The organism is Paraburkholderia sp. UCT31 (genome assembly GCF_014397655.1).
GTDB classification, from domain to species: Bacteria; Pseudomonadota; Gammaproteobacteria; order Burkholderiales; family Burkholderiaceae; genus Paraburkholderia; species Paraburkholderia tuberum.
The window spans coordinates 17932-37116 of record NZ_VZQP01000050.1; the positions used below are offsets into that span (position 1 = coordinate 17932).

Consider the following 19185-nt stretch of genomic DNA (forward strand, 5'->3'; position numbering starts at 1 on the left):
CGCAATCAAGGAGTCAGCAACATGTCGAACAGAATCGCGCTCGTGACGGGCGCCGCGCGCGGACTTGGCGCCGTTGTCGCGCGTCGTTTTCACGAAGCAGGCTACAGGGTCGCGCTGGCCGATATTGCGATCGAACCCGCGCAAGCGCTCGCGCATGAACTCAGCAGCGACGGTTCGAGCGCCTGCGCAATCCGGCTCGACGTCACGCGCAAGGCGGACTTCGAAGCGGCGCGCGACGCGTTGCTCGAACGTTGGGGTGGCGTGGACGCGCTCGTCAACAATGCGGGCGCCTCGAAGGTCGTGCCCGTGATGGACATTACCGCCGAGCAGTTCGATCAGGTCATCAACGTGAATCTGCGCAGCGTGCTGTTCGGCGGCCAGGTATTCGGGCAGTACTTCGCGCAGCGCGGCGTGGGCCGCATCGTCAATATCGCGTCGCTGGCGGGGCAGAATGGCGGCTCGGCAACGGGCGCGCACTATGCGGCCGCGAAGGGCGGCGTACTGACGCTGACCAAGGTCTTCGCGCGCGATCTCGCCGCGCGCGGTGTGACAGTCAACGCGATCTCGCCGGGGCCGCTCGATTTGCCGATCGTTCACGAGTGCGTGGCGGCGGACAAGCTGGCAAAAGTGATCGAAGCGATACCGGTCGGCAAGCTCGGGGCCGCGTCGTATGTTGCCGATGTCGCCGTGATGCTCGCTTCCGGCGACGCTTATTTCGCCAATGGCGCGTGCTGGGACGTCAACGGAGGCCTGTACATGCGCTGATGCGTCTGCAAGGGCCGAGGCGGCCGGGTCATTCCGGCCGCTCGTCCGACGGGCTCCATACTTCGAGCACGCCACGCTTGCGAGCTTGCAGGGGAAGATCGTGGAAGCGAAGGAAGTCGGCTCGCACTCGGTCATGTTCGTGGAGACCACGCAGATTCGCGTGCGCGCCGACGGCGACAGCCTGATTTACTTCGACCGGAATTTTCACCGGGTGCCGCGCGCGTGGAAGGGGCAATGAGTCATTTGAAGCGCTGCCGGCCAGCTCAGGCTCCGGCAGCGCTTGCGTTGTCGCTCCCGACATGGCTCCCGTAAAACCTCACCATTGCCCGGACCTCCTGGAACTCCTCACCATTCGCACTACTTCGGCAACGCCATCTGCACCACCTTGACGATCACGAGCGCGATCGCGAGCAGCAGATAGCCGCGCAGCACGCCCATCCAGACGCGTTTGGCGAGCGTCAGACGCGGCGGCGGCAGTTCGTCGAGCGGCGGCATGCGCCACGTGTTGCGGGCGTCCTTCGCATAGACCGGAGCCGGCTCGGCCGCGGACTCGCCGCGCAGCTTGCGCATCCCGAAGCTCGCCACATACCCGACGACCGCGAGCAACGTGCCGCCCGCCAGGACTTCGATGATCGTTTCCGCCGCGATGTCCGGATAGATCACCGACGCGGTCAGGATGATCGACAGCATCACGAGCACCCAGATCACCGCGCCGGTAAACAGATTGAGCTTCTTCGAATTGGCCCACGGACCGAGCACCGCGCGATCGTTGCACAGCAGCAGCAGGAACACGGTCGCGCTCGGCAGCAGTACGCCGGCGAGCGTCTGCACCGCTTCGGTCAACAGACCGAGCGGGCTGCCTGGAATCAGCACCAATGCCGCGGCGGCCGCGACGATCGCGAAGTACACGACGTAGAAGCCCTTCGCATCCGACACGCTACGGTGCAGCGAATGGCGGATCTTGAACACGTCGCCGATCGCATAGGCGGTCGATAGCGACACAGCCGCCGCGCCGATCACGCACGCGTCGAACAGTGCGATCGCGAACAGCACGGCCGAGGTACGTCCCGCGTATCTCTCGAGACCGGCGATCACACCGCCCGCGTCCGTGAAGTTGCCGAACCCGGGCCGTCCGTCGAACAGCGCCGCGCTGAACGAGATCATCGCGACCGCGCCGATCAGTACGAACACGATGCCGATCCACAGGTCGGCTTTTTCGTAGTTCATGAAGCGCGGCGTGATGCGCTTGTCGACCACATAGCTCTGCTGGAAGAACAGCTGCCACGGAGCAACCGTCGTACCGACGATGCCGATTACGAGCAACATCACGTCGGACAGCTTCGAGTGCGCGGGCCAGTTCGGAATGAAGAAGTCGCGCGCGATCTGGCCGACCGGCGGATGAATCGACACGAGCACCGGCACGAGCAGCAGGCTCAACACGCACAGCGCGACCGCGAAACGCTCGAAGCGGCGGAAGTCGCCGGTGCTGACGGCGGCCATCGTCAGCGCCGCGGCGATGCACACGCCCGCGATCTTCGAGACGCCGAAGAAGTCGAGCACGAACGTGATGCCGATGAATTCCGTCACGATGGTTAGCGCGTTCAGCAGGAACAGATCGACGACGCTGAACGCGCCCCAGAACTTGCCGAAGCGCTCGAAAATAAGCCGCGCGTGGCCCACGCCCGTGACCGCACCGAGCCGCAACACCATCTCCTGATTGACGAACAGCACCGGCACCAGCAACAGCATGGTCCACAGCAACGTAGTGCCGTAGTTCTGGCCGGCCTGCGTGTAGATGCCGAATGCGCCCGCGTCGTTGTCGCCGACCATCACGATCAGACCGGGGCCGAGGATCGCGAGCAGCGTGCGCAGGCGCGCCCACCAGCTCGTGCGTGGCGCGATGTCATGGTGAGCGATCGTGCCGAGCGCGCCCTTGATATCGCCGACGTGTGCCGAATCGAGCACGGCGCTGCGCGCGGAGGAAATGTTCGTCGGAGTAGACATGTCGTTCTCTCCTGGTTGTATTTGTCGAAGGATCGCGAAACGCTATGCCACGCGCGACATCACGCGACGGCAGAAGGCGATGAACGGATGCGGTGCGTGCAGCACGAGCATGCCGTCGTAATGGGCGCGCGATTCCTGCACACGCGGGAACTGCGAAAGAAGGAGGCCGAATTGCATGAGGGATCTCCGTGCGCCGGTTTCGACGCGCTGGTGGAAAGCCAGCAGACACGGAGGCCGCGTATGTCCGGGCGCGGCGGTGGAGGTCTACTCGCTTTCCTCGGTTGATAGAACGGGGAAGCGGCATAAGGGATAACTGTCACTGTCGGGCATGGCGGCTCCTTGTCGGTGTGTAGCGGGGACTGCGTTCGAGCGTGTGAAGCGTTCGCTACGCACGTTCGCTACGCACGTGTTTATCCACGCGTTCGCGCGCATTGCGTTGACTGACAACGCGCGCGCAAACGCGACCGCAAGCGCAAGGCTCGCGATGCGACGCCGTATCGGCGCGGGAACGCGCGTGAATGCGGCGTTCCTGTCATGCGGATACGACGTTGCTTTAGGTGCACGGGAAGAAACTGCGGCGCGCACCGTCTGCCAACTGGCAAGACGGCGGCTGATGAAGAGAGCGCGGACGTCCTGCCGGTCAGGCAGCTAATCTGTTCGAAAGTCGGCTACTGCAGGTGTCCAAGGCATGAGCCCCATTGGTGATGATTTTTGAATTCTAGGGTTCGCCTTCCGCCGAGGTCAACCTGTTTCTTAAGCAGAGCAGAAAAAATGTGCGGCGCGCGACGGTGGGCACTTTGAATGACATGCGGGTCGAGGCCGATATAGGGGGAGGTCGAACAGGCGGCACCGATCCGTCCGGCCGATGCCACCACGCCGTGCTCACTGATTGGCGCGCCGTCGCTCGGTCAGCCGGTTATGCACGCTTCTGACGCCGCGAACCGATCGCGCGGCGTTGCCGGCTCGCGCGATTTGCGATTGCCGCGGCACGGTGCCGGTCAGCGTAACGATGCCGTGACGCGCTTCGACACGGATGTTCGCCGAATTGAGGTTCGTGGTGCGCGTGAAAGCGCGGCGGACGTCGCGGACGATTGCGCTGTCGGACCGGTTGTTGTTCCGGTTCGAAGCCGCTGGGACCGACTGGCTTTGCATCGACGCATCGTTCGGCATCTCGCGCGTCTGTGCGTTTGCATAGGTCGCGCAAGTCGCGATGGCCACCGCGAACAGTGCACCGAGGATTCTGCTCGCGCCGTTTGTTTTCATTCTTCCTCCTTTGCCGGTTTGTCAGGAACTGCCGTTCGAGCCGCGTGCTGCCAGCGGGGAAGAGGCGGCGCAACGCACTACCGCCTCGCGACGAGTCATCGACCGTCGGACCCGATTATATTCTGCGGCGCACGCGCCGATACTGATAGGTGAGAAGATTCGGGAGCCGCCGAGGTGAGAATATGCGCACCTGTACGCGCACTTCAAAATTGAAGGTGAGGGAATTCGGGAGTCGCCCGGACGGCGCTACAAATTGCGAATGCTTTCCTGAGAAACTAATATCGCATTCCCAACCTTGCTTCCTTTTCGTCAGGTTCGCCCACGTCGATGCAACGTTTCCGTCAGAGGCGTCATGCGGTCAGACCGTCTAGCCGGAAGCCGGCGAAGGCGGCGCGCACAAGAGAAGGCGCTGCTCGAACGCGAGACGGTCGACGAAGACCGTCGCAATCATCTGATCGCGTTAAGCGATGCCGCACAGGCGCTCGTCCCCGAACTCGCGCAATTGGACGATCAGAACGACGACGAATTTTGCGGCCATCTGCCCGCGCAGCTTAGAACGGCGCTCGTCGACGCGATGAAGAACGTCGTCGCGGTGCGTGGGCTGAAGAACGTGCCGATCGAATGAACGTGGCGCGTGGATCGCGTCAAAGGTGAGGACTTTCGGGAGTCGCGCGCGGGCGGTTCTTTTGCAACTAACCGGCCGGGCCAGGAACGGCACAAACCGCGCGGCAAGAGGCTCGCGGGAATGCGCGCATTTATGCCGGTCAGCCATAGGTGAGGATATTCGGGAGCCGTCGATGCTGTATCGGGCGACGGCCCGTCGTGCGACGCACAAAACGCGCTTCATGCAGTCGCCAATCATGGCATCCGTCGCGGTGACCGTGCGCCGGCTGTGTAACGTAAGTCGTTGAATGTCCAGGCGATCTGCCGCGTACGCGGCCGGCATCGGCGAAGCGATCCGGCTGCGTTCGATCAAAGGTGAGGGATTTCGGGAGCGGTGTGTGAGCGCCGCAATGCGCTCGCTGAAATGCCTCCTCGAGTCCTCTTTTCACCTCAAAGGTGAGGCTTTTCGGGAGAAACGACGACGGTAGCAGGCGCCGATCCGCCACTGCTCCGTGCTTGAGGTGAGGCTTTTCGGGAGCGCAAATACCCTGCAGCAATAGCCCGTTCAGGCCGATTTCGCGATCTCGCGAATGTCCGCGACCGGCGTCTGCCCGAACGCATCGCTGAGCGCATAGTCGATCAGCTGCGCCGCGCATTGCTCGGGCGTCGACAGTTGGCCGTTGCGCTTCAGGTCGTCGAAGCGCTGGCGCATCGGGAACTGCTCTTCGCCGCTACCGCGAATTTGCGCCTGCATGTCCGTATCGATCACACCCGGCGCGAGGCTGCAGATGCGCAGCGCGCGATTCGCGTCGAGCGCGACGGCGCGCGCGTGATGATCGAGCGCGGCCTTGGTCGCGCAGTAGATGCTCCAGCCCGGATACGCGTTGCGCGCCGCGCCGCTCGAAATGTGCACGATGCGGCGGTCGGTTGCGTCGACGGCCGTGGCGGCGAGCGCGCTCGCGAGCATCAGCGGCGTCGCGACGTTCAGGCTCACCGCGTCCGCGACGCTCGCGGCGTCCTGTCCTTCGATGGGCCCGATCGGCTGCATCATGCCCGCGTTGTTGATCAGCAGCACCGTCTGCGCGCCGCGCACGAAGTTGCTCAGTGCGTCGGTGGCGATCCATTGCGCGACGCGTGCGGGCTCGGCCAGCGGCAGCTCGATCTCTTCGAGCCGCGCGGCAAAGCGCGCCTTCAGCGCGGCATGCCGCGAGCGCGACAGACCCAGCACCGTGACGTTGCGCGCGAGCAGTTGTTCGGCGAGCGCCGCGCCCAGGCCGCGCGTATGGCCGGTGACGATCGCGCGAATCGGAGAAGAGGAGGTCATGTCGTTCCTGGTGATCGTTGACGTGCAGAGTCGACGATTTTCTCACGCCGTATTCACACCGGGCGAAAGCGCTCGCGATACCGCATCGGCGTCACGCCAAGCCGCTTCGTAAACACGATGCGCATGCGGTCGGCGGTGCCGAAGCCGCAATCGTAGGCGATCGTCTTCAGCGCCGCGGGATTCTTCGACAAGCAGACCACCTTGCTGGTGGTCGCGCTTGCCGTGATGGGCGCGGGCGTGGTCGCGTCGATCCCGGCATTCTGGGCGCTGCCGCCAAAGCTGCTGACGGGCGCGGGCGCCGCGGGCGGTATCGCGTTGATCAACACGCTCGGGCAACTCGGCGGGATCGTGAGCCCGGTGATGGTCGGACGTGTGAAGGATCTGACCGGCAGCACGACGCCGGCGCTGTATGTGATCGGCGCGATGAGCGTGGTGTGCGCGCTGATCGTGCTGTATGGGTTGCCGGAGTCGTTGCGCAGTCGTGAAACGACGCAGTGAAATCGAGGGTGGAGGGCGCGGCCGTTGGCTTGCATCGCGTGAGGTGCCGCGCCGCTGCCCGCTCCCGCATCCGCGCACGATAGGCCTGCCGTATCAAACACTTGGCAGGCCTGTGCGCAGGTTGTCCACAAGCTTGTTCCCAAATTATGTGGACAACTGGACTTCGAGGTCGGCGCGAGTGAAACGGCATCCTTGCGAAGCCCACTCGCCAGTATCACGGACTCCACAGCGACGCTCACTGCCTACGCGTGCACCGCGCGCAGATAGTTCTCATGCTTCAAGCACTTAAGCTCGCTGTGCGAAGGTTGTCCACAGGCTTGCCAACAATTTAGGTGGACAAGTTTTGTTGCCGACGGAGTGGCGAGGAGCGGGATTCGGCATCAGTTGTCCGCATCACGCCTTCAACCCGGAGGCCGAAGCGACCACCTCCTCCTGCACCTGCACCTGCAAAACCGCATCCCGCTTATCGAGCAGATGCTGCCGCAAAATCGCGCTGAGCTTCTTGCCGTCGCGAGCCTCGAGCGCCTTCAGCATTTCATCGTGATCGTGAATCGCGCGGTCCCACTTCGGCGTTTGATAGTTCGAGCGAAAGCGCAGCGCCTGCAGCCGCCGGTTGACCGACACATACGTCTGCCGCAGCGCCGAATTTCTCGCCGCTTCGTTGATCTTGTCGTGGATCGCCTGGTTGCGACTGTAGTAGCCCGGCAGATCGTTCTGCGCGCGGCACGCCAGCATCGCGTAATGCAGCGCCTTGATCTCTGCGAGTTCGGCCGCGGTGATGCGCTCGGCCGCGAGTTCGCCGGAAAACGCTTCGAGGCCGCTCATCAATTCGAAGGTTTCGCGCACCTCCGCTTCCGACATCTTCGATACCGACGCGCCCCGGTTCGGCGAAATCTCGATCAGACCTTCGGCAGCCAGCACCTTCAGCGCCTCGCGCAGCGGCGTGCGCGAAATGCCGAGCGTTTCGCACAACTCCCGCTCGTTCAGTTTCTTGCCGGGCTCCAGCGCTCCCTCGACGATAAAGCGGCGGATGTGCTCCACCACCGTGTCGTGCAGGCGCTGACGCTCGACCTTCGGCATCAGCGGGGCAGCGGTCAGACCCGCGTCGAGATGCGAATTTTGCATACAAAAACCCTCAGCTTCATATGAATAAGATTTTATCGGAACCATATCGATTAGTTAATCCATGCGCACACGCGGGTAAACACGGGCCTTAGAGGCCAATTTTCGTCTTGGGAGCATCGCGGTTCCTCTGATATAGTTTTTTGCATGCAAAATTCAATTGGAGGAGTTCGATGCTGAAGCTAGATTTTCATCCCGCTGGTCGTCACTTCCTGCAGATTCCGGGGCCGAGTCCGGTGCCGGATCGCATCCTTCGCGCGATGAGCTATCCGACCATCGACCATCGCGGACCCGAATTCGGCGAGCTGGGTCTCAAGGTGCTCGACGGCATCAAGAAGATTTTCAAGACGCAGCAGCCGGTCGTCATCTATCCGGCGTCCGGCACGGGCGCATGGGAAGCCGCATTGTCGAATACGCTGAGCCCCGGCGATCACGTGCTGATGTTCGAGACCGGCCACTTCGCGACGTTGTGGAAAAAAATGGCCGTGCAGCTTGGCCTGAAGCCCGAATTCCTGGGGCTGCCAGGTATCGAAGGCTGGCGGCGCGGCGTGCAGCCGCAGATGATCGAAGAGCGTCTGCGCGCCGACACGCAGCATGCGATCAAGGCGGTCTGCGTCGTGCACAACGAAACCTCGACCGGCGTCACATCCGACATCGCCGCCGTGCGTCGCGCGATCGACGCCGCGGGCCATCCGGCGCTGCTGCTCGTCGACACGATCTCCGGTCTCGCGTGCGCTGATTATCGTCATGACGAGTGGGGTGTCGACGTGACCGTGTCGGGCTCGCAAAAGGGCTTGATGCTGCCGCCGGGCATCAGCTTCAACGCGATCTCGCCGAAGGCGATGGCCGCCAGCCAGCACGCGAAGCTGCCGCGCAGCTTCTGGGACTGGACGGAAATCGTCGAGATGAACAAATCCGGCTACTGGCCGTACACGCCGAACACGAACCTGCTGTACGGGCTGCATGAAGCGATCGAAATGATTCTCGGCGAAGGGCTCGACAACGTGTTCGCGCGCCACGAGCGGCTCGCCGAAGCGACGCGCCGCGCGGTGCGCGCGTGGGGGCTCGACATCCAGTGTGCCGATCCCGCCGTCTATAGCCCGGTGCTGACGGGCGTGATGATGCCCGACGGCGTCGATGCCGACGCGGTGCGCAAGCTGATCTACGAACGCTTCGACATGTCGCTCGGCACGGGCCTCGGCAAAATGAAAGGCCGCATGTTCCGCATCGGCCATCTTGGCGATTGCAACGATCTGATGCTGCTCGCGACACTGGCTGGCTGCGAAATGGGTCTGCGGCTTGCTGGCGTGCCGCTCAAGGAAAGCGGCATGCCGGCCGCGATGGAGTGGCTGAGCCAGGCACCGAAGACGCCGGGGTTGAAGGCCGCGGCCTGATTGTCGGGCGCAGGGAGCGCTTCCCTCATCGAGCCGCGCGCAGAACGCGGCCAGAACAACATGCAATGCGTCCATAGCGGCTCTCGCGGCCGACGGGCGACGACGCAGCGCGCCACTTCAGACGCGCCGTCGACACATGCCATGGAGAGAGACGATGAAGCGGTTTCGTTTGACCAGTGCGACCAGTATCGTTCTAGTGATGCTCTGCATCATGTACTTCATCACGTACCTCGATCGCGTAAACGTCAGCACCGCGGCGGCGGGTTTCGGCAAGGAATTCAATCTCACGCATACGCAGGTCGGGCTCGTGTTCTCGGCCTTCGCGTATCCGTATCTGCTGTTTCAGGTGATCGGCGGCTGGGTAAGCGATCGCTTCGGCGCGCGACGCACGCTGCTGTTCTGTGGCGCCATCTGGGGTCTCGCGACGGTGTTCACGGGCTTCGCGGGCGGGCTCGCTTCGTTGCTCGCCGCGCGGCTCGTGCTCGGTTTCGGTGAAGGCGCGACGTTCCCGGCTGCAACGTCGGCGATGTCGCGCTGGGTCGCGAAAGAAAAGCGCGGCTTCGCGCAGGGCATCACGCACGCGGCGTCGCGAGTCGGCAACGCGGTCGCGCCGGCGCTCATCGTGATCGTGATGACCAACTGGGGCTGGCGCGAATCGTTCTTTATCTGCGGCGCGCTGAGTCTGGTGTGGGTGGTCATGTGGGCGCTCACATTCACCGAGCATCCGAAAGATCATCCGCGCATCACGCCCGAGGAACTCGCGGTGCTGCCCACGCCGAAGCCGAAAGTCTCCGGCCTGCCGTGGGGCAAGCTGTTTCGCCGCATGACGCCGGTCACGATCGTCTACTTCTGCTACGGCTGGACGCTGTGGCTGTTCCTGAGCTGGATTCCGCTGTACTTCCTGCATAACCATCATCTGCAATTGCAGAAGTCGGCGATCTTCGCGTCGGTCGTGTTCTTCGCGGGCGTGATCGGCGACACGCTCGGCGGCATCGTCACCGATGCGATTTTCAAGCACACCGGCAGCCTCAAACGCGCGCGCAGCTGGATGGTGTCGGTGTGCATGCTGTTCTGCCTGCTGTCGCTGATTCCTCTGATGTTCACGCATGACCTGACGCTGTCGATTGCCTGTCTCGCGTCGGGCTTCTTCTTCGCCGAGATGACGATCGGCCCGATGTGGGCGATCCCGATGGATATCGCGCCGGACTTCGCCGGCACCGCGAGCGGCATGATGAACACGGGCTCGGCGCTCGCCGCGATCATCTCGCCGGTGATGGGCGGCTTTCTGATCGACCGCTTTGGCAACTGGGATCTGCCGTTCGTGGGCAGCATGTTGCTGATGGGCATCGGCGTCGTGCTCGCGTTCCGCATGCAGCCGGAGAGCCGCTTCGAAGTTGGCGCGTCGGAGAAGGCGCACGTTTCCACACGGATGGGCGTGTAAAACATGACTTCATCATTGAGTCAGCTGCTTGCCGATGCGCGTCGCAGTCGTACGGTGCTCGATACGTTGCCGCCGGAGCAGCTTCCTTCCGATGCCGACGCGGCCTACGCAATCCAGCACGAAATCTTGAGCGCATGCGGCGCGCGAATCGGCGGCTGGAAGATCGGCGCGAAATCGGCGAGCGGACCGATTCAAGGCGCGCCATTACCCGACACCGATCTGCACGCCGACGGCGCGCGTCTGTCGCGCGAAGGCTTCGCGCCGCTCGGGCTCGAACTCGAAGTCGCGTTCCGTTTCGGCCGGCGTTTCGAGCCGTCCACGAAACCGTACCGCGAGGACGAAGTGCTCGCGGGCATCGGCTCGATCGGCGCGACCATCGAGATCGTCGCGAGCCGCCATGCCGCGTGGCCCGCCATCGACAAACTCGCGCAGCTCGCGGACCTGCAAAATCACGGCGCGCTGATCGTCGGTGAATTCACACGGTATCGCGAGGATTTTCCGTTCGTCGCGCCGTCGCTGCGTTTCGCGTTCAACGGAGGCAATGTCGTCGAAACGACGCCCGCGAATCCGGCCGGCGATCCGCGGCGGCTGTTGACGTGGCTCGTCAATCACGCGAGTTCGCGCGGCATTGCGGTGACGCCGGAGATGGTGATCACCGCCGGTTCGTACACCGGCATGTTCTTTCCGCGCGAGGCGGGCGACGTGAGCGGGCATATCGAAGGACTCGCGCCGGTGCATCTGACGCTGTACTAGGTAATTCGAGCTGCGCGGTTCAGGCGCGCTCCTCACAGGCCGACGAAATGACGAATCCCACTGCGGGCTTGCTCGTCAAGCCGATCCATCTGGTCCCGTCCGCCGCGCGCGCAACGAGTCCGCTCGCGCAGCATCTGCGCAAAGCGCTGCGCGGCGACGTGCTGTTCGATCTCGCCAGCCGCGGCCGCTACGCGACCGATGCGTCGATCTATCAGATCACGCCGGTCGGCGTCGTGGTGCCGCGCGATCAGGACGATCTGCGCATCGCGCTCGAGATCGCGCGCAGCGAGAAAGTACCGCTGCTCGCGCGCGGCGCGGGCACGAGCCAGTGTGGGCAGACGGTCGGCGAAGCGCTGGTGGTCGATACGAGCAAGTGGCTCAACAACATCGTCGCGTTCGATGCCGACGCGCGCACCGTGACGGTCGAGCCCGGCGTCGTGCTCGATCATCTGAACGCGTGGCTGAAGCCGCATGGACTGTGGTTCCCGGTCGATGTATCGACGGCTGCCCAGTGCACGATCGGCGGCATGGCCGGCAACAACTCGTGCGGCTCGCGCTCGATCGAGTACGGCAACATGGTGCACAACGTCGACGCGATCGACGCGATTCTCGCCGACGGCAGCGAAGCGCGCTTCGCGTCGCTGCGCGAGCCGCCGCAAGGTGAGCGCTTGCAGCAGATCGTTGCGGGCGTCACGCGGATCGCGCAGCGCGAGCGTGACGAAATCATCGCGCGCGTGCCGAAGGTGCTGCGCCGCGTCGCGGGCTACAACATCGATCTGTTCGATTGCCAGAATCCGCGCGCCTATACCGATGACGGCAGCGCGAACCTCGCGCATCTGCTGGTCGGCTCGGAAGGCACGCTCGCATTCAGCCGGCAGATCACGTTGAAGCTCGCGCCGCTGCCCGCGCACAAGGCGCTTGGCGTGGTCAACTTTCCGACCTTCCGGCAGTCGATGGCGCTCACGCAGCACATCGTCAAGCTGAAGCCGGTCGCTGTCGAACTCGTCGATCGCACGATGATCGATCTCGCGTTGAGCAATCCCGCGTTTCGTCCGGTGATCGAGAAGGCGCTGGTCGGCGAGCCGCAGGCGATTCTGCTCGTCGAATTCGCGGGCGAGGATCGCGACGCGCAGCTCGCGTCGCTGAAGCAGCTCACGGAGTTGATGGGCGAGTTGGGCCTGCCCGATGCGGTCGTCGAGATGCCGGACGCAAATGCGCAAAAAGCGCTGTGGGAAGTGCGCAAGGCTGGTCTCAACATCATGATGAGCATGAAGGGCGACGGCAAGCCGGTGTCTTTCATCGAAGATTGCGCGGTGCCGCTCGAACATCTGGCCGACTACACGAGCCGGCTGACCGACGTGTTTCATCGCCACGGCACCGAAGGCACGTGGTACGCGCATGCGAGCGTCGGTACGCTGCACGTGCGGCCGATTCTCGACATGCGCCGCGACGGCGCGACAAAAATGCGCGCGATCGCCGAGGAAGCGGCCGCGCTCGTGCGCGAGTACAAGGGCGCGTATTCCGGCGAGCATGGCGATGGGCTATGCCGTGGCGAATGGGTCGCATGGCAATACGGGCCGCGGCTCAACCAGGCGTTCAGCGAGATCAAGGCGTTGTTCGATCCGGACAACCGCTTCAATCCCGACAGGATCGTGCGTCCGCCGAAGATGGACGACGCGCGCAATTTCCGCTTTGCGCCGGGCTATCGCGAACAGCGCATCGAAACGGCGCTCGACTGGTCGACGTGGAACGTGAAGCGCGACCCGCTGACGGGAGAAGAAAGCGCGCCCGGCAGCGGCGACGATCTGAGCGGCGGCCTCGCGAAAGCGGTCGAGATGTGCAACAACAACGGCCACTGTCGCAAGTTCGACGCGGGCACGATGTGCCCGAGCTATCGCGTGACGAAGGACGAGCAACATTTGACGCGCGGGCGGGCCAACACGTTGCGGCTCGCGATTTCGGGGCAGCTCGGCGAAAGCGGGCTCGCGAGCGATGACGTGAAGGAAACGCTCGACCTGTGCGTATCGTGCAAGGGCTGCAAGCGCGATTGCCCGACCGGCGTCGATATGGCGAAGTTCAAGATCGAGGCGCGGGCGGCGCGTGTCAAGACGCATGGGGTGCGGCTGCGCGACAGGCTCGTCGCGTTCATGCCGCGCTATGCGGGCGCGGCGAGCCGCATGCCGAGGCTGCTGGCGCTCGCCGACAACGTGCCGGTGCTGTCGGCGTGGTTCAAGCGCTCGGTCGGATTCGCGACCGAGCGGAGTTTGCCGCGGTTCAAGAAGGCGTTTCTGGCCGATGCGGTGTCCGCGAAGCCTGCACGCAACGCTGCGCAGGCGTGCGCGCTGAAAGAAGTCCTGCTGTTCGTCGATACCTTCAACAATCACCTCGAGCCCGATAACGCGCGCGCCGCGCAACAGGTGCTCGAAGCGGCGGGCTACACGGTCCACTTCAATGCACGCCCGGGAGAGCGTCCGGTGTGTTGCGGCCGCACGTTTCTCGCGGCGGGTCTCGTCGACGAAGCGAAAGAGGAAGCGCGGCGCATGCTCGAGCTGTTCAGGCCGTTCGTCGAACGTGGCGTGCCGGTGGTGGGGTTGGAGCCATCGTGTCTGCTGTCGTTGCGCGATGAATTCCTGCAGTACGGCTTCGGCGAAGAGGCGCAGCGCCTCGCGCAGCACGCGTTTCTATTCGAGGAATTCCTCGTGCGCGAAGAAAAGGCCGGACGATTGCAGCTCGAATTGAAGCCGCTGCCGATGCAGCAGGCACTCGTGCACGGCCACTGCCATCAGAAGGCGTTCGACGCATTCACGCCGGTGCAGACCGTGCTGAAGTGGATTCCCGAGTTGAAGGTATCGACGATCGAATCGTCGTGCTGCGGCATGGCCGGCAGCTTCGGCTATGAAGCGGAGCACTACGCGAGCTCGCAGGCGATGGCCGAGCTGTCGCTGCTACCCGCGGTGCGCAAGCTGGACGCGGCCACGCTGATGGTCGCCGACGGCACTAGCTGCCGGCATCAGATTCACGACGGCGCGGGCGTCGACGCGATCCACGTCGCGCGCGTGCTGGCGATGGCGCTGCGATGACGCGGAGCTAACTGCAAAGCGAAACTCAAACGCGAATCTCAAACACCGATAGCCTGCCGGAACCCACTCGGCGTCACCCCGACAGCCTCGCGAAACCGGTGACTAAAGTGACTCGCGTTCGCATAGCCACACTGCCCGGCGATCTGCGCGAGCGGCAACGTCGTCGTGCGCAGCAGCGTGCGCGCGCGATCGAGCCGCTGCCGCGCGATCCAGGCGGCGGGCGGCAACCCGAACGACTCGCGAAACATCCGCGCAAGATGAAACTCCGACAGCGCCGCGACACCCGACAGCTCCCCGAGCGTCAACGGCTGCGCAAGATGAATGTCGATATAGTCGCGCAGGCGGCGCCGCGTCGCGGCCGACAGCCCGCCTTTCAGCGCCACGTTCGCGCGCCGTACGCCTTGGCCGCGCAATAGCAGGCTCAGCACTTCGTGCGCGGTCTCGTTGGTGCGCAGCAGACCGTCGGGACTTTCCCACTCCTCGTTGACGAGCGACTGACACAGACTCGCAATGCGCGGGTCCTCGAAATAGGTGCGATCGGCGAGCGTCAGTTCGCGCGGTTCGCGGTCGAGTTCCTGCACCGCGCGTCGCGTGAAGTGCTCGGGCAGGAAGTACAGATGCATGAAGTGCATGTGGCCGCGCACCCACCAGCGCGATTCGTGATCGCCGGGCAGTGCGCACAGCCGCGACGGCGCGCCGTAGTGGCCCGGCATTTTCTGGCGCTCGGTGCGATAGCCGCCGTCCAGATAGCACGACAGCGTGTGATGGCCGGGCCGTTCGTAGACGGTCTCGTCCTCCTTCGTGTCGCGAGTCCATAGCGCGATCGCGAGTCCGTCGCCGAGCCACGCGAAGCGGTCCAGATGCGCGTTCGCACTGGCGAGCGTGTGACAGACCGACTGCAGGCCAAAAGGCATGCCGGCGGTGGATATCACGGGGACGGACGGGGTGGGGTTCACGGCGGCGCGCGGAGGTTTTCCGGTGTACGGTGGTGGTTGAGCGGCCAGTATACGGCGCGTCCCGTCAGCCTGCGCATCGGCGCGAAAAAGTGCGCAATTTTGGACAATTGCGGGCGGCGGCGCGGTTCCATAGTCGGGCTTTCTTCCATGCTGCGCGTCATCGCAGTCCGTCATTGCAGTCTGAGGCCCGACCATGAATCTCCTCCTTTATGCCATCACCGTGCTGATCTGGGGCACCACGTGGATCGCAATCAAATGGCAACTCGGCGCGGTGCCGCCACCGGTATCGATTGCGTGGCGTTTCTGGATCGCCGCGCTGCTGATGTTCGCACTGGCGCGCATCATGCGCCGCCCGATCTGGCCGCCGCGCGACGCCTGGCGCTACCTCGCCGCGCAGGGTCTCGCGCTGTTCTGCCTGAATTTCCTGTGCTTCTACTACGCCGAACAGCTCGTGCCGAGCGGGCTCGTCGCGGTGGTGTTCTCGACCGCGCCGCTGCTGAACTCGATCAACGGGCGGCTGTTCATGGGCCGGCCTCTGCAGCCGAGCGCGATTGCGGGTGCGTTGCTCGGGCTCGTCGGCATCGTCTGTCTGTTCGTGCAGCAGATGGCCGGGCATCTCGGCGATCACACCGCATGGCTCGGGCTCGGCGTCGCGTTTCTCGGCACGCTGTGCTTCTCGGCCGGCAACCTGCTGTCGAGCCGCATGCAGTCGATGGGCCTGCATCCGTTCGCGACCAACAGCTGGGCGATGCTGATCGGTGCTGCCGTCCTGACGCTCGGTAGTCTGTTCGCCGGCTATTCGTTCGCGGTGGAACCGTCGGCGCGCTATCTCGGTGCGCTCGCGTATCTCGTGGTGTTCGGCTCGGTGATCGGCTTTACGGCGTACTTGATGCTCGTCGGCCGTATGGGCCCGGAGCGGGCCGCCTATTGCACGGTGCTGTTTCCGATCGTCGCGCTCGCGGCTTCGACGCTGTTCGAGGGCTATCGGTGGTCAGCGCTCGCGGTGGTCGGTCTAATGCTCGTGGTGGCCGGCAATCTGGTGGCGTTCGATCTGACGCGGCGGATTTTCGAGCGTCGCCGGGCGGCGCGGACATGATGAGCGTCTCGCTCAAGGTGAGGATTTACAGGAGCAGAAAAAGCGACTGAATCGCTGATCGGTGAGGCTTTACGGGAACCGGTTTTTACCGGTTTCGTGAAGGAAAGATTGTGTCGGAAACCTGATTCGATGCAAATGGAATGAATTGGATGAATCGGCATTCAATAATAATTTTTTCATCAATAAATTTACTATTTTTATATGAGAGGATAAAACGCCAAATCTGATGTGCGCGTCTCGCGCCTCGCAAGGACAGACCGCCGTGAAGCCTTTCTCCCGCCTTGGCTTGGTCGTGGTGTTAATCCACAGCCTGATCTCGCCGAATGTTTCCGCGCAATCCCAATTGAATTACACGACCTCATGGATCGGTAATAGTTTCGGATTCGGCGACGGCAAATGGATGCAGCAGGATATTCAGGCCATTAGCGTCGGCGCCAATGGCACCGTTTATACGAATGCGCCGTGGGACGAAAGCGGCAGTGAAATCGCCGCCTATCGCGCGGGCGACAAGCTCGCGGTGGCCGGCTCGACGCATGGCTGGGGCGCGGCCGGCGGCGACGCGGTGGCCGTCAACCAGACGTACCTCTATGCGGCGATGTCGATCGGCAACGAGAACAATGCGCTGGTCGGCGCCGACTATCCGCCGGCCAATCAGACCTGGTACGGCATCACGCGACGCACGCTTGCGAATCTCGCGACCGGCGCGCCGTTTTCCGGCGGCATCGGCAATAGCGCGAATGCGACGAAGAACAGTTTCGTCGCGGTCGATACGGTGAAGACCGGCACCGACGCGAGCATTCGCGGCCTCGCCGCAACCGACAGCGAGCTCTACGTGGCCGACACGTACGGCAACCGGATCGCCGTGTACGACGCGCAGTCCATGCAGCCGCTGCGTTCGTGGAGCGTCGCGTCGCCGGCCCGCATCGCGATCGACACCGACTCGACGTTGTGGATCATCAGCGGCTTCGGCACAGCCAATCTGAGCATCCTGCACTACCGCGCCGACGGCACCGCGCTCGCCGGTCCATTGACGCTGCCCGCCGGCACCGTGCCGAGCGACCTCACAGTGACGCCATCCGGCCAACTGCTGGTCGCCGACAACGGCGTTTCGCAGCAGATCCTCGTGTTCAACAAGGGCGCTGGCGGCCAGATGCAGGCGGGCGCGTCGACCGGCACGCGCAACGGCATTTTCCACCCGGTGCGCGGCGTGCCCGGCGATACGCGTTTCAACGGCATCACCGGCATCGGCGTCGACGCGGCCGGCAATCTGTACGTCGCGCAAAACGGCGAGGGACCGCGCGCGCTCGGCTCGGCATCCGTAGGGCAGGGCGCAGTGCTGGAGAGCTACGTGTACGGCACGCGCGTGCTCAACTGGCGGCTCTACGGTCTGAGCTTCGTCGATAGCGGCGCGTTCGACCCGGCCCCGCCCGCTTCCATCTACACGGGCTCGAAGCGCTTCACGCTCGATTACAGGCAGCCGGTCGGCCACGAATGGTCATATGCGGCGTTCACGCTCGATCGCTTCGATTACCCCGACGATCCCGCGTTTCACGAGCCGCGCGGCGTGCGTGGCGAACCGATGGTGCGCAGATTCGATGGCCAGCGCTTTCTCTATACGCTCGATCCGGGCGCGCACTATCTGAACGTCTATCGCTTCGATGCCGCGCATGGCGAGATCGCGATACCGTCGGGGATGTTCGCGCAGAATCCGCTGCCCGGCGCATGGCCCGCCGCGCAACCGACGTACGGCGAATGGCTGTGGCGCGACAGCAATGGCAATGGCGCCGTCGACGCGAGCGAGATCAGCGGCAATCCGTCGACCGGCAGCACGGTCGGCGACGGCTTCTGGTGGGTCGACGAACCCGGCAACGTGTGGCTTGCCACGCCCTTGAGCGGCGTGCGCGAGATGCCGCTGCAAGGTCTCGACTCCGCCGGCAATCCGATCTACACGTACGCGAGTGCGAAGATGTTCGCGATGCCCGCGCCATTCACGCGGCTCGCGCGACTCGTCTACGTCGCAGCGACCGACACGATGTATCTGTCCGGTTTCACGAGTGCGATTCCGTGGGACCCGACGCACTGGAAGGAAGCGGGTCCGGTGCTGGCCCGCTACGACAACTGGAGCAGCGGCAACCCGACGCTGACATACACGGTCTCGCTGCCGTGGAACACGCAAAGCGATCCGCAGACCACCACGGTCGGCGTCGCGGTGGCGGGCAACTATATCTTCGTTGCGGAGCTCTACACCGATCGCATCGACGTCTACGACGCGCGCAACGGCGCGGCGGTCGGTTACATGACGCCGGGCGCGAGCGTCGGCGGCACGAGCGGCTGGGTCGACGTGTATCTCGGCATCAGCGCGGTGCAGCGCGATAACGGCGAGTACGTGGTGCTGGTCGAAGACGACGCGCGCGCGAAGCTGCTGATGTATCGCTGGACGCCTTGACGTGGATCGCTGTCGCGCCGAACACGAATAGACGGCGGCGCACGATCGGTATATAACAACTTTACCGATGCACTCAATGGAGCGATGTTCGATCATGACGCAAGACGTTTCTCCCAAGCCGCCCTCCGACGATCGTCCCGAGATCGAGCAGCTCGACGCGGCGCTCAGTCACGTCGATCAGCAGGTGTCGTCTGGCGGCATTGCATCGGGCGCCGCGAAAGGCATTGTGTACAGTCTGATCGAAACGCTCGGCGCACTGGTCGGCGATCCCGATCTGCCGGAGCACGCGCGTTCGGGTTACGAAGGACTGCTGGAGGCCGCGCGCGAGTTGCGCGCGAAGTTGGACCGCTGAACACGCGGGTCCGCTCCGGCGCAACCGTCGTGCCGTCTGTTATACAAAAGCGCACTGTGTAACTCACCGTGCGCTTTTTTCATGCTCT

The 19185-nt window shown here is 64.0% G+C and carries 16 protein-coding genes and 2 pseudogenes; 11 read left to right on the forward strand and 7 right to left on the reverse strand.

Translation table 11 applies throughout. From position 1 onward, the window contains the following. The first annotated feature begins 21 nt into the window (after window positions 1-21). Entirely contained in the window at window positions 22-765 is a 744-nt protein-coding gene (locus tag F6X40_RS31720) for an SDR family NAD(P)-dependent oxidoreductase (RefSeq protein WP_187630540.1), read from the forward strand. After that, window positions 722-1003: a flavin reductase gene (locus F6X40_RS43655; protein ID WP_262421612.1), complete on the forward strand. Its 282-nt coding sequence runs from the start codon at window positions 722-724 to the stop codon at window positions 1001-1003. Before F6X40_RS31720 ends, F6X40_RS43655 begins: the two co-directional genes overlap by 44 nt. A 119-nt stretch (window positions 1004-1122) precedes the next feature. Here F6X40_RS43655 and F6X40_RS31730 read toward each other — a convergent pair whose 3' ends face one another. From F6X40_RS31730 to F6X40_RS31735, 3 genes are all read right to left on the reverse strand, one after another. After that, window positions 1123-2769 carry an NRAMP family divalent metal transporter gene (locus F6X40_RS31730; RefSeq protein ID WP_187630541.1) on the reverse strand — a complete coding sequence of 549 codons (1647 nt, stop codon included), beginning with the start codon at window positions 2767-2769 and terminating at the stop codon, window positions 1123-1125. Window positions 2770-2811: 42 nt separating this feature from the next. Next, window positions 2812-2946, reverse strand: coding sequence for a hypothetical protein (locus tag F6X40_RS42775; protein WP_018424053.1), 135 nt, complete (start codon window positions 2944-2946; stop codon window positions 2812-2814). A gap of 705 nt (window positions 2947-3651) precedes the next feature. Next, window positions 3652-4032: a BON domain-containing protein gene (locus F6X40_RS31735; RefSeq protein WP_090808180.1), complete on the reverse strand. Its 381-nt coding sequence runs from the start codon at window positions 4030-4032 to the stop codon at window positions 3652-3654. Between the two features lie 352 nt (window positions 4033-4384). Here F6X40_RS31735 and F6X40_RS31740 point away from each other — a divergent pair, with 352 nt between their 5' ends. Then, complete coding sequence (locus F6X40_RS31740; RefSeq protein ID WP_262421613.1) at window positions 4385-4657, forward strand: hypothetical protein; 273 nt, start codon at window positions 4385-4387, stop codon at window positions 4655-4657. 543 nt (window positions 4658-5200) lie between these two features. Here the strand turns inward: F6X40_RS31740 and F6X40_RS31745 are convergent. Further along, window positions 5201-5959, reverse strand: a complete 759-nt coding sequence (locus tag F6X40_RS31745) for an SDR family oxidoreductase (RefSeq protein WP_184037889.1) — start codon at window positions 5957-5959, stop codon at window positions 5201-5203. Between the two features lie 53 nt (window positions 5960-6012). Continuing rightward, window positions 6013-6150, reverse strand: a pseudogene (locus F6X40_RS31750) (AraC family transcriptional regulator); the annotation flags it as partial. On the opposite strand from F6X40_RS31750, the pseudogene F6X40_RS31755 reads away from it, so the two are divergent. Then, window positions 6116-6457 (forward strand): annotated as a pseudogene (locus F6X40_RS31755) (MFS transporter); the annotation flags it as partial. The pseudogenes F6X40_RS31750 and F6X40_RS31755 overlap by 35 nt on opposite strands. 393 nt (window positions 6458-6850) lie before the next feature. Here F6X40_RS31755 and F6X40_RS31760 read toward each other — a convergent pair. After that, entirely contained in the window at window positions 6851-7582 is a 732-nt protein-coding gene (locus tag F6X40_RS31760; RefSeq protein WP_187630542.1) for a GntR family transcriptional regulator, read from the reverse strand. Window positions 7583-7752: 170 nt separating this feature from the next. Between F6X40_RS31760 and F6X40_RS31765 the strand changes: the two genes are divergently transcribed. The 4 genes from F6X40_RS31765 (at window position 7753) to F6X40_RS31780 (ending at window position 14247) form a co-directional block, all read left to right on the forward strand. Next, window positions 7753-8973 carry a pyridoxal-phosphate-dependent aminotransferase family protein gene (locus F6X40_RS31765; protein WP_184073061.1) on the forward strand — a complete coding sequence of 407 codons (1221 nt, stop codon included), beginning with the start codon at window positions 7753-7755 and terminating at the stop codon, window positions 8971-8973. A 154-nt stretch (window positions 8974-9127) separates the two neighbouring features. Continuing rightward, window positions 9128-10414, forward strand: coding sequence for an MFS transporter (locus tag F6X40_RS31770; RefSeq protein WP_187630543.1), 1287 nt, complete (start codon window positions 9128-9130; stop codon window positions 10412-10414). Between the two features lie 3 nt (window positions 10415-10417). Continuing rightward, window positions 10418-11167, forward strand: coding sequence for a 2-keto-4-pentenoate hydratase (locus F6X40_RS31775; RefSeq protein WP_187630544.1), 750 nt, complete (start codon window positions 10418-10420; stop codon window positions 11165-11167). Window positions 11168-11214: 47 nt separating this feature from the next. Further along, window positions 11215-14247 (forward strand): FAD-binding and (Fe-S)-binding domain-containing protein, encoded by a 3033-nt coding sequence (locus F6X40_RS31780; RefSeq protein ID WP_187630545.1) that lies wholly within the window; start codon window positions 11215-11217, stop codon window positions 14245-14247. A 38-nt stretch (window positions 14248-14285) separates the two neighbouring features. Here the strand turns inward: F6X40_RS31780 and F6X40_RS31785 are convergent, their stop codons facing one another. Next, window positions 14286-15161, reverse strand: coding sequence for a helix-turn-helix domain-containing protein (locus F6X40_RS31785; RefSeq protein ID WP_090808206.1), 876 nt, complete (start codon window positions 15159-15161; stop codon window positions 14286-14288). 235 nt (window positions 15162-15396) lie between these two features. Between F6X40_RS31785 and F6X40_RS31790 the strand changes: the two genes are divergently transcribed. From F6X40_RS31790 to F6X40_RS31800, 3 genes are all read left to right on the forward strand, one after another. Continuing rightward, window positions 15397-16299 (forward strand): DMT family transporter, encoded by a 903-nt coding sequence (locus F6X40_RS31790; protein ID WP_184037909.1) that lies wholly within the window; start codon window positions 15397-15399, stop codon window positions 16297-16299. 262 nt (window positions 16300-16561) lie between these two features. Then, on the forward strand, window positions 16562-18745 hold the full coding sequence (locus tag F6X40_RS31795; RefSeq protein WP_187630546.1) for a hypothetical protein: 2184 nt from the start codon (window positions 16562-16564) through the stop codon (window positions 18743-18745). A 94-nt stretch (window positions 18746-18839) separates the two neighbouring features. Continuing rightward, the gene (locus F6X40_RS31800) at window positions 18840-19097 is read left to right on the forward strand and encodes a hypothetical protein (protein ID WP_018424067.1); all 258 of its coding nucleotides are present in this window, start codon (window positions 18840-18842) and stop codon (window positions 19095-19097) included. Window positions 19098-19185 lie beyond the last annotated feature (88 nt).

Bases quoted from the DNA above. Each gene is read 5' to 3' on its own strand.
- F6X40_RS43655 (WP_262421612.1), top strand. From the start codon at position 722: ATGGCGCGTGCTGGGACGTCAACGGAGGCCTGTACATGCGCTGATGCG.
- F6X40_RS31720 (WP_187630540.1), top strand. From the start codon at position 22: ATGTCGAACAGAATCGCGCTCGTGACGGGCGCCGCGCGCGGACTTGGC.
- F6X40_RS31785 (WP_090808206.1), bottom strand. From the start codon at position 15,161: ATGCCTTTTGGCCTGCAGTCGGTCTGTCACACGCTCGCCAGTGCGAAC.
- F6X40_RS42775 (WP_018424053.1), bottom strand. From the start codon at position 2,946: ATGCAATTCGGCCTCCTTCTTTCGCAGTTCCCGCGTGTGCAGGAATCG.
- F6X40_RS31800 (WP_018424067.1), top strand. From the start codon at position 18,840: ATGACGCAAGACGTTTCTCCCAAGCCGCCCTCCGACGATCGTCCCGAG.
- F6X40_RS31730 (WP_187630541.1), bottom strand. From the start codon at position 2,769: ATGTCTACTCCGACGAACATTTCCTCCGCGCGCAGCGCCGTGCTCGAT.
- F6X40_RS31740 (WP_262421613.1), top strand. From the start codon at position 4,385: ATGCGGTCAGACCGTCTAGCCGGAAGCCGGCGAAGGCGGCGCGCACAA.
- F6X40_RS31790 (WP_184037909.1), top strand. From the start codon at position 15,397: ATGAATCTCCTCCTTTATGCCATCACCGTGCTGATCTGGGGCACCACG.
- F6X40_RS31775 (WP_187630544.1), top strand. From the start codon at position 10,418: ATGACTTCATCATTGAGTCAGCTGCTTGCCGATGCGCGTCGCAGTCGT.
- F6X40_RS31760 (WP_187630542.1), bottom strand. From the start codon at position 7,582: ATGCAAAATTCGCATCTCGACGCGGGTCTGACCGCTGCCCCGCTGATG.
- F6X40_RS31765 (WP_184073061.1), top strand. From the start codon at position 7,753: ATGCTGAAGCTAGATTTTCATCCCGCTGGTCGTCACTTCCTGCAGATT.
- F6X40_RS31735 (WP_090808180.1), bottom strand. From the start codon at position 4,032: ATGAAAACAAACGGCGCGAGCAGAATCCTCGGTGCACTGTTCGCGGTG.
- F6X40_RS31745 (WP_184037889.1), bottom strand. From the start codon at position 5,959: ATGACCTCCTCTTCTCCGATTCGCGCGATCGTCACCGGCCATACGCGC.
- F6X40_RS31770 (WP_187630543.1), top strand. From the start codon at position 9,128: ATGAAGCGGTTTCGTTTGACCAGTGCGACCAGTATCGTTCTAGTGATG.
- F6X40_RS31780 (WP_187630545.1), top strand. From the start codon at position 11,215: ATGACGAATCCCACTGCGGGCTTGCTCGTCAAGCCGATCCATCTGGTC.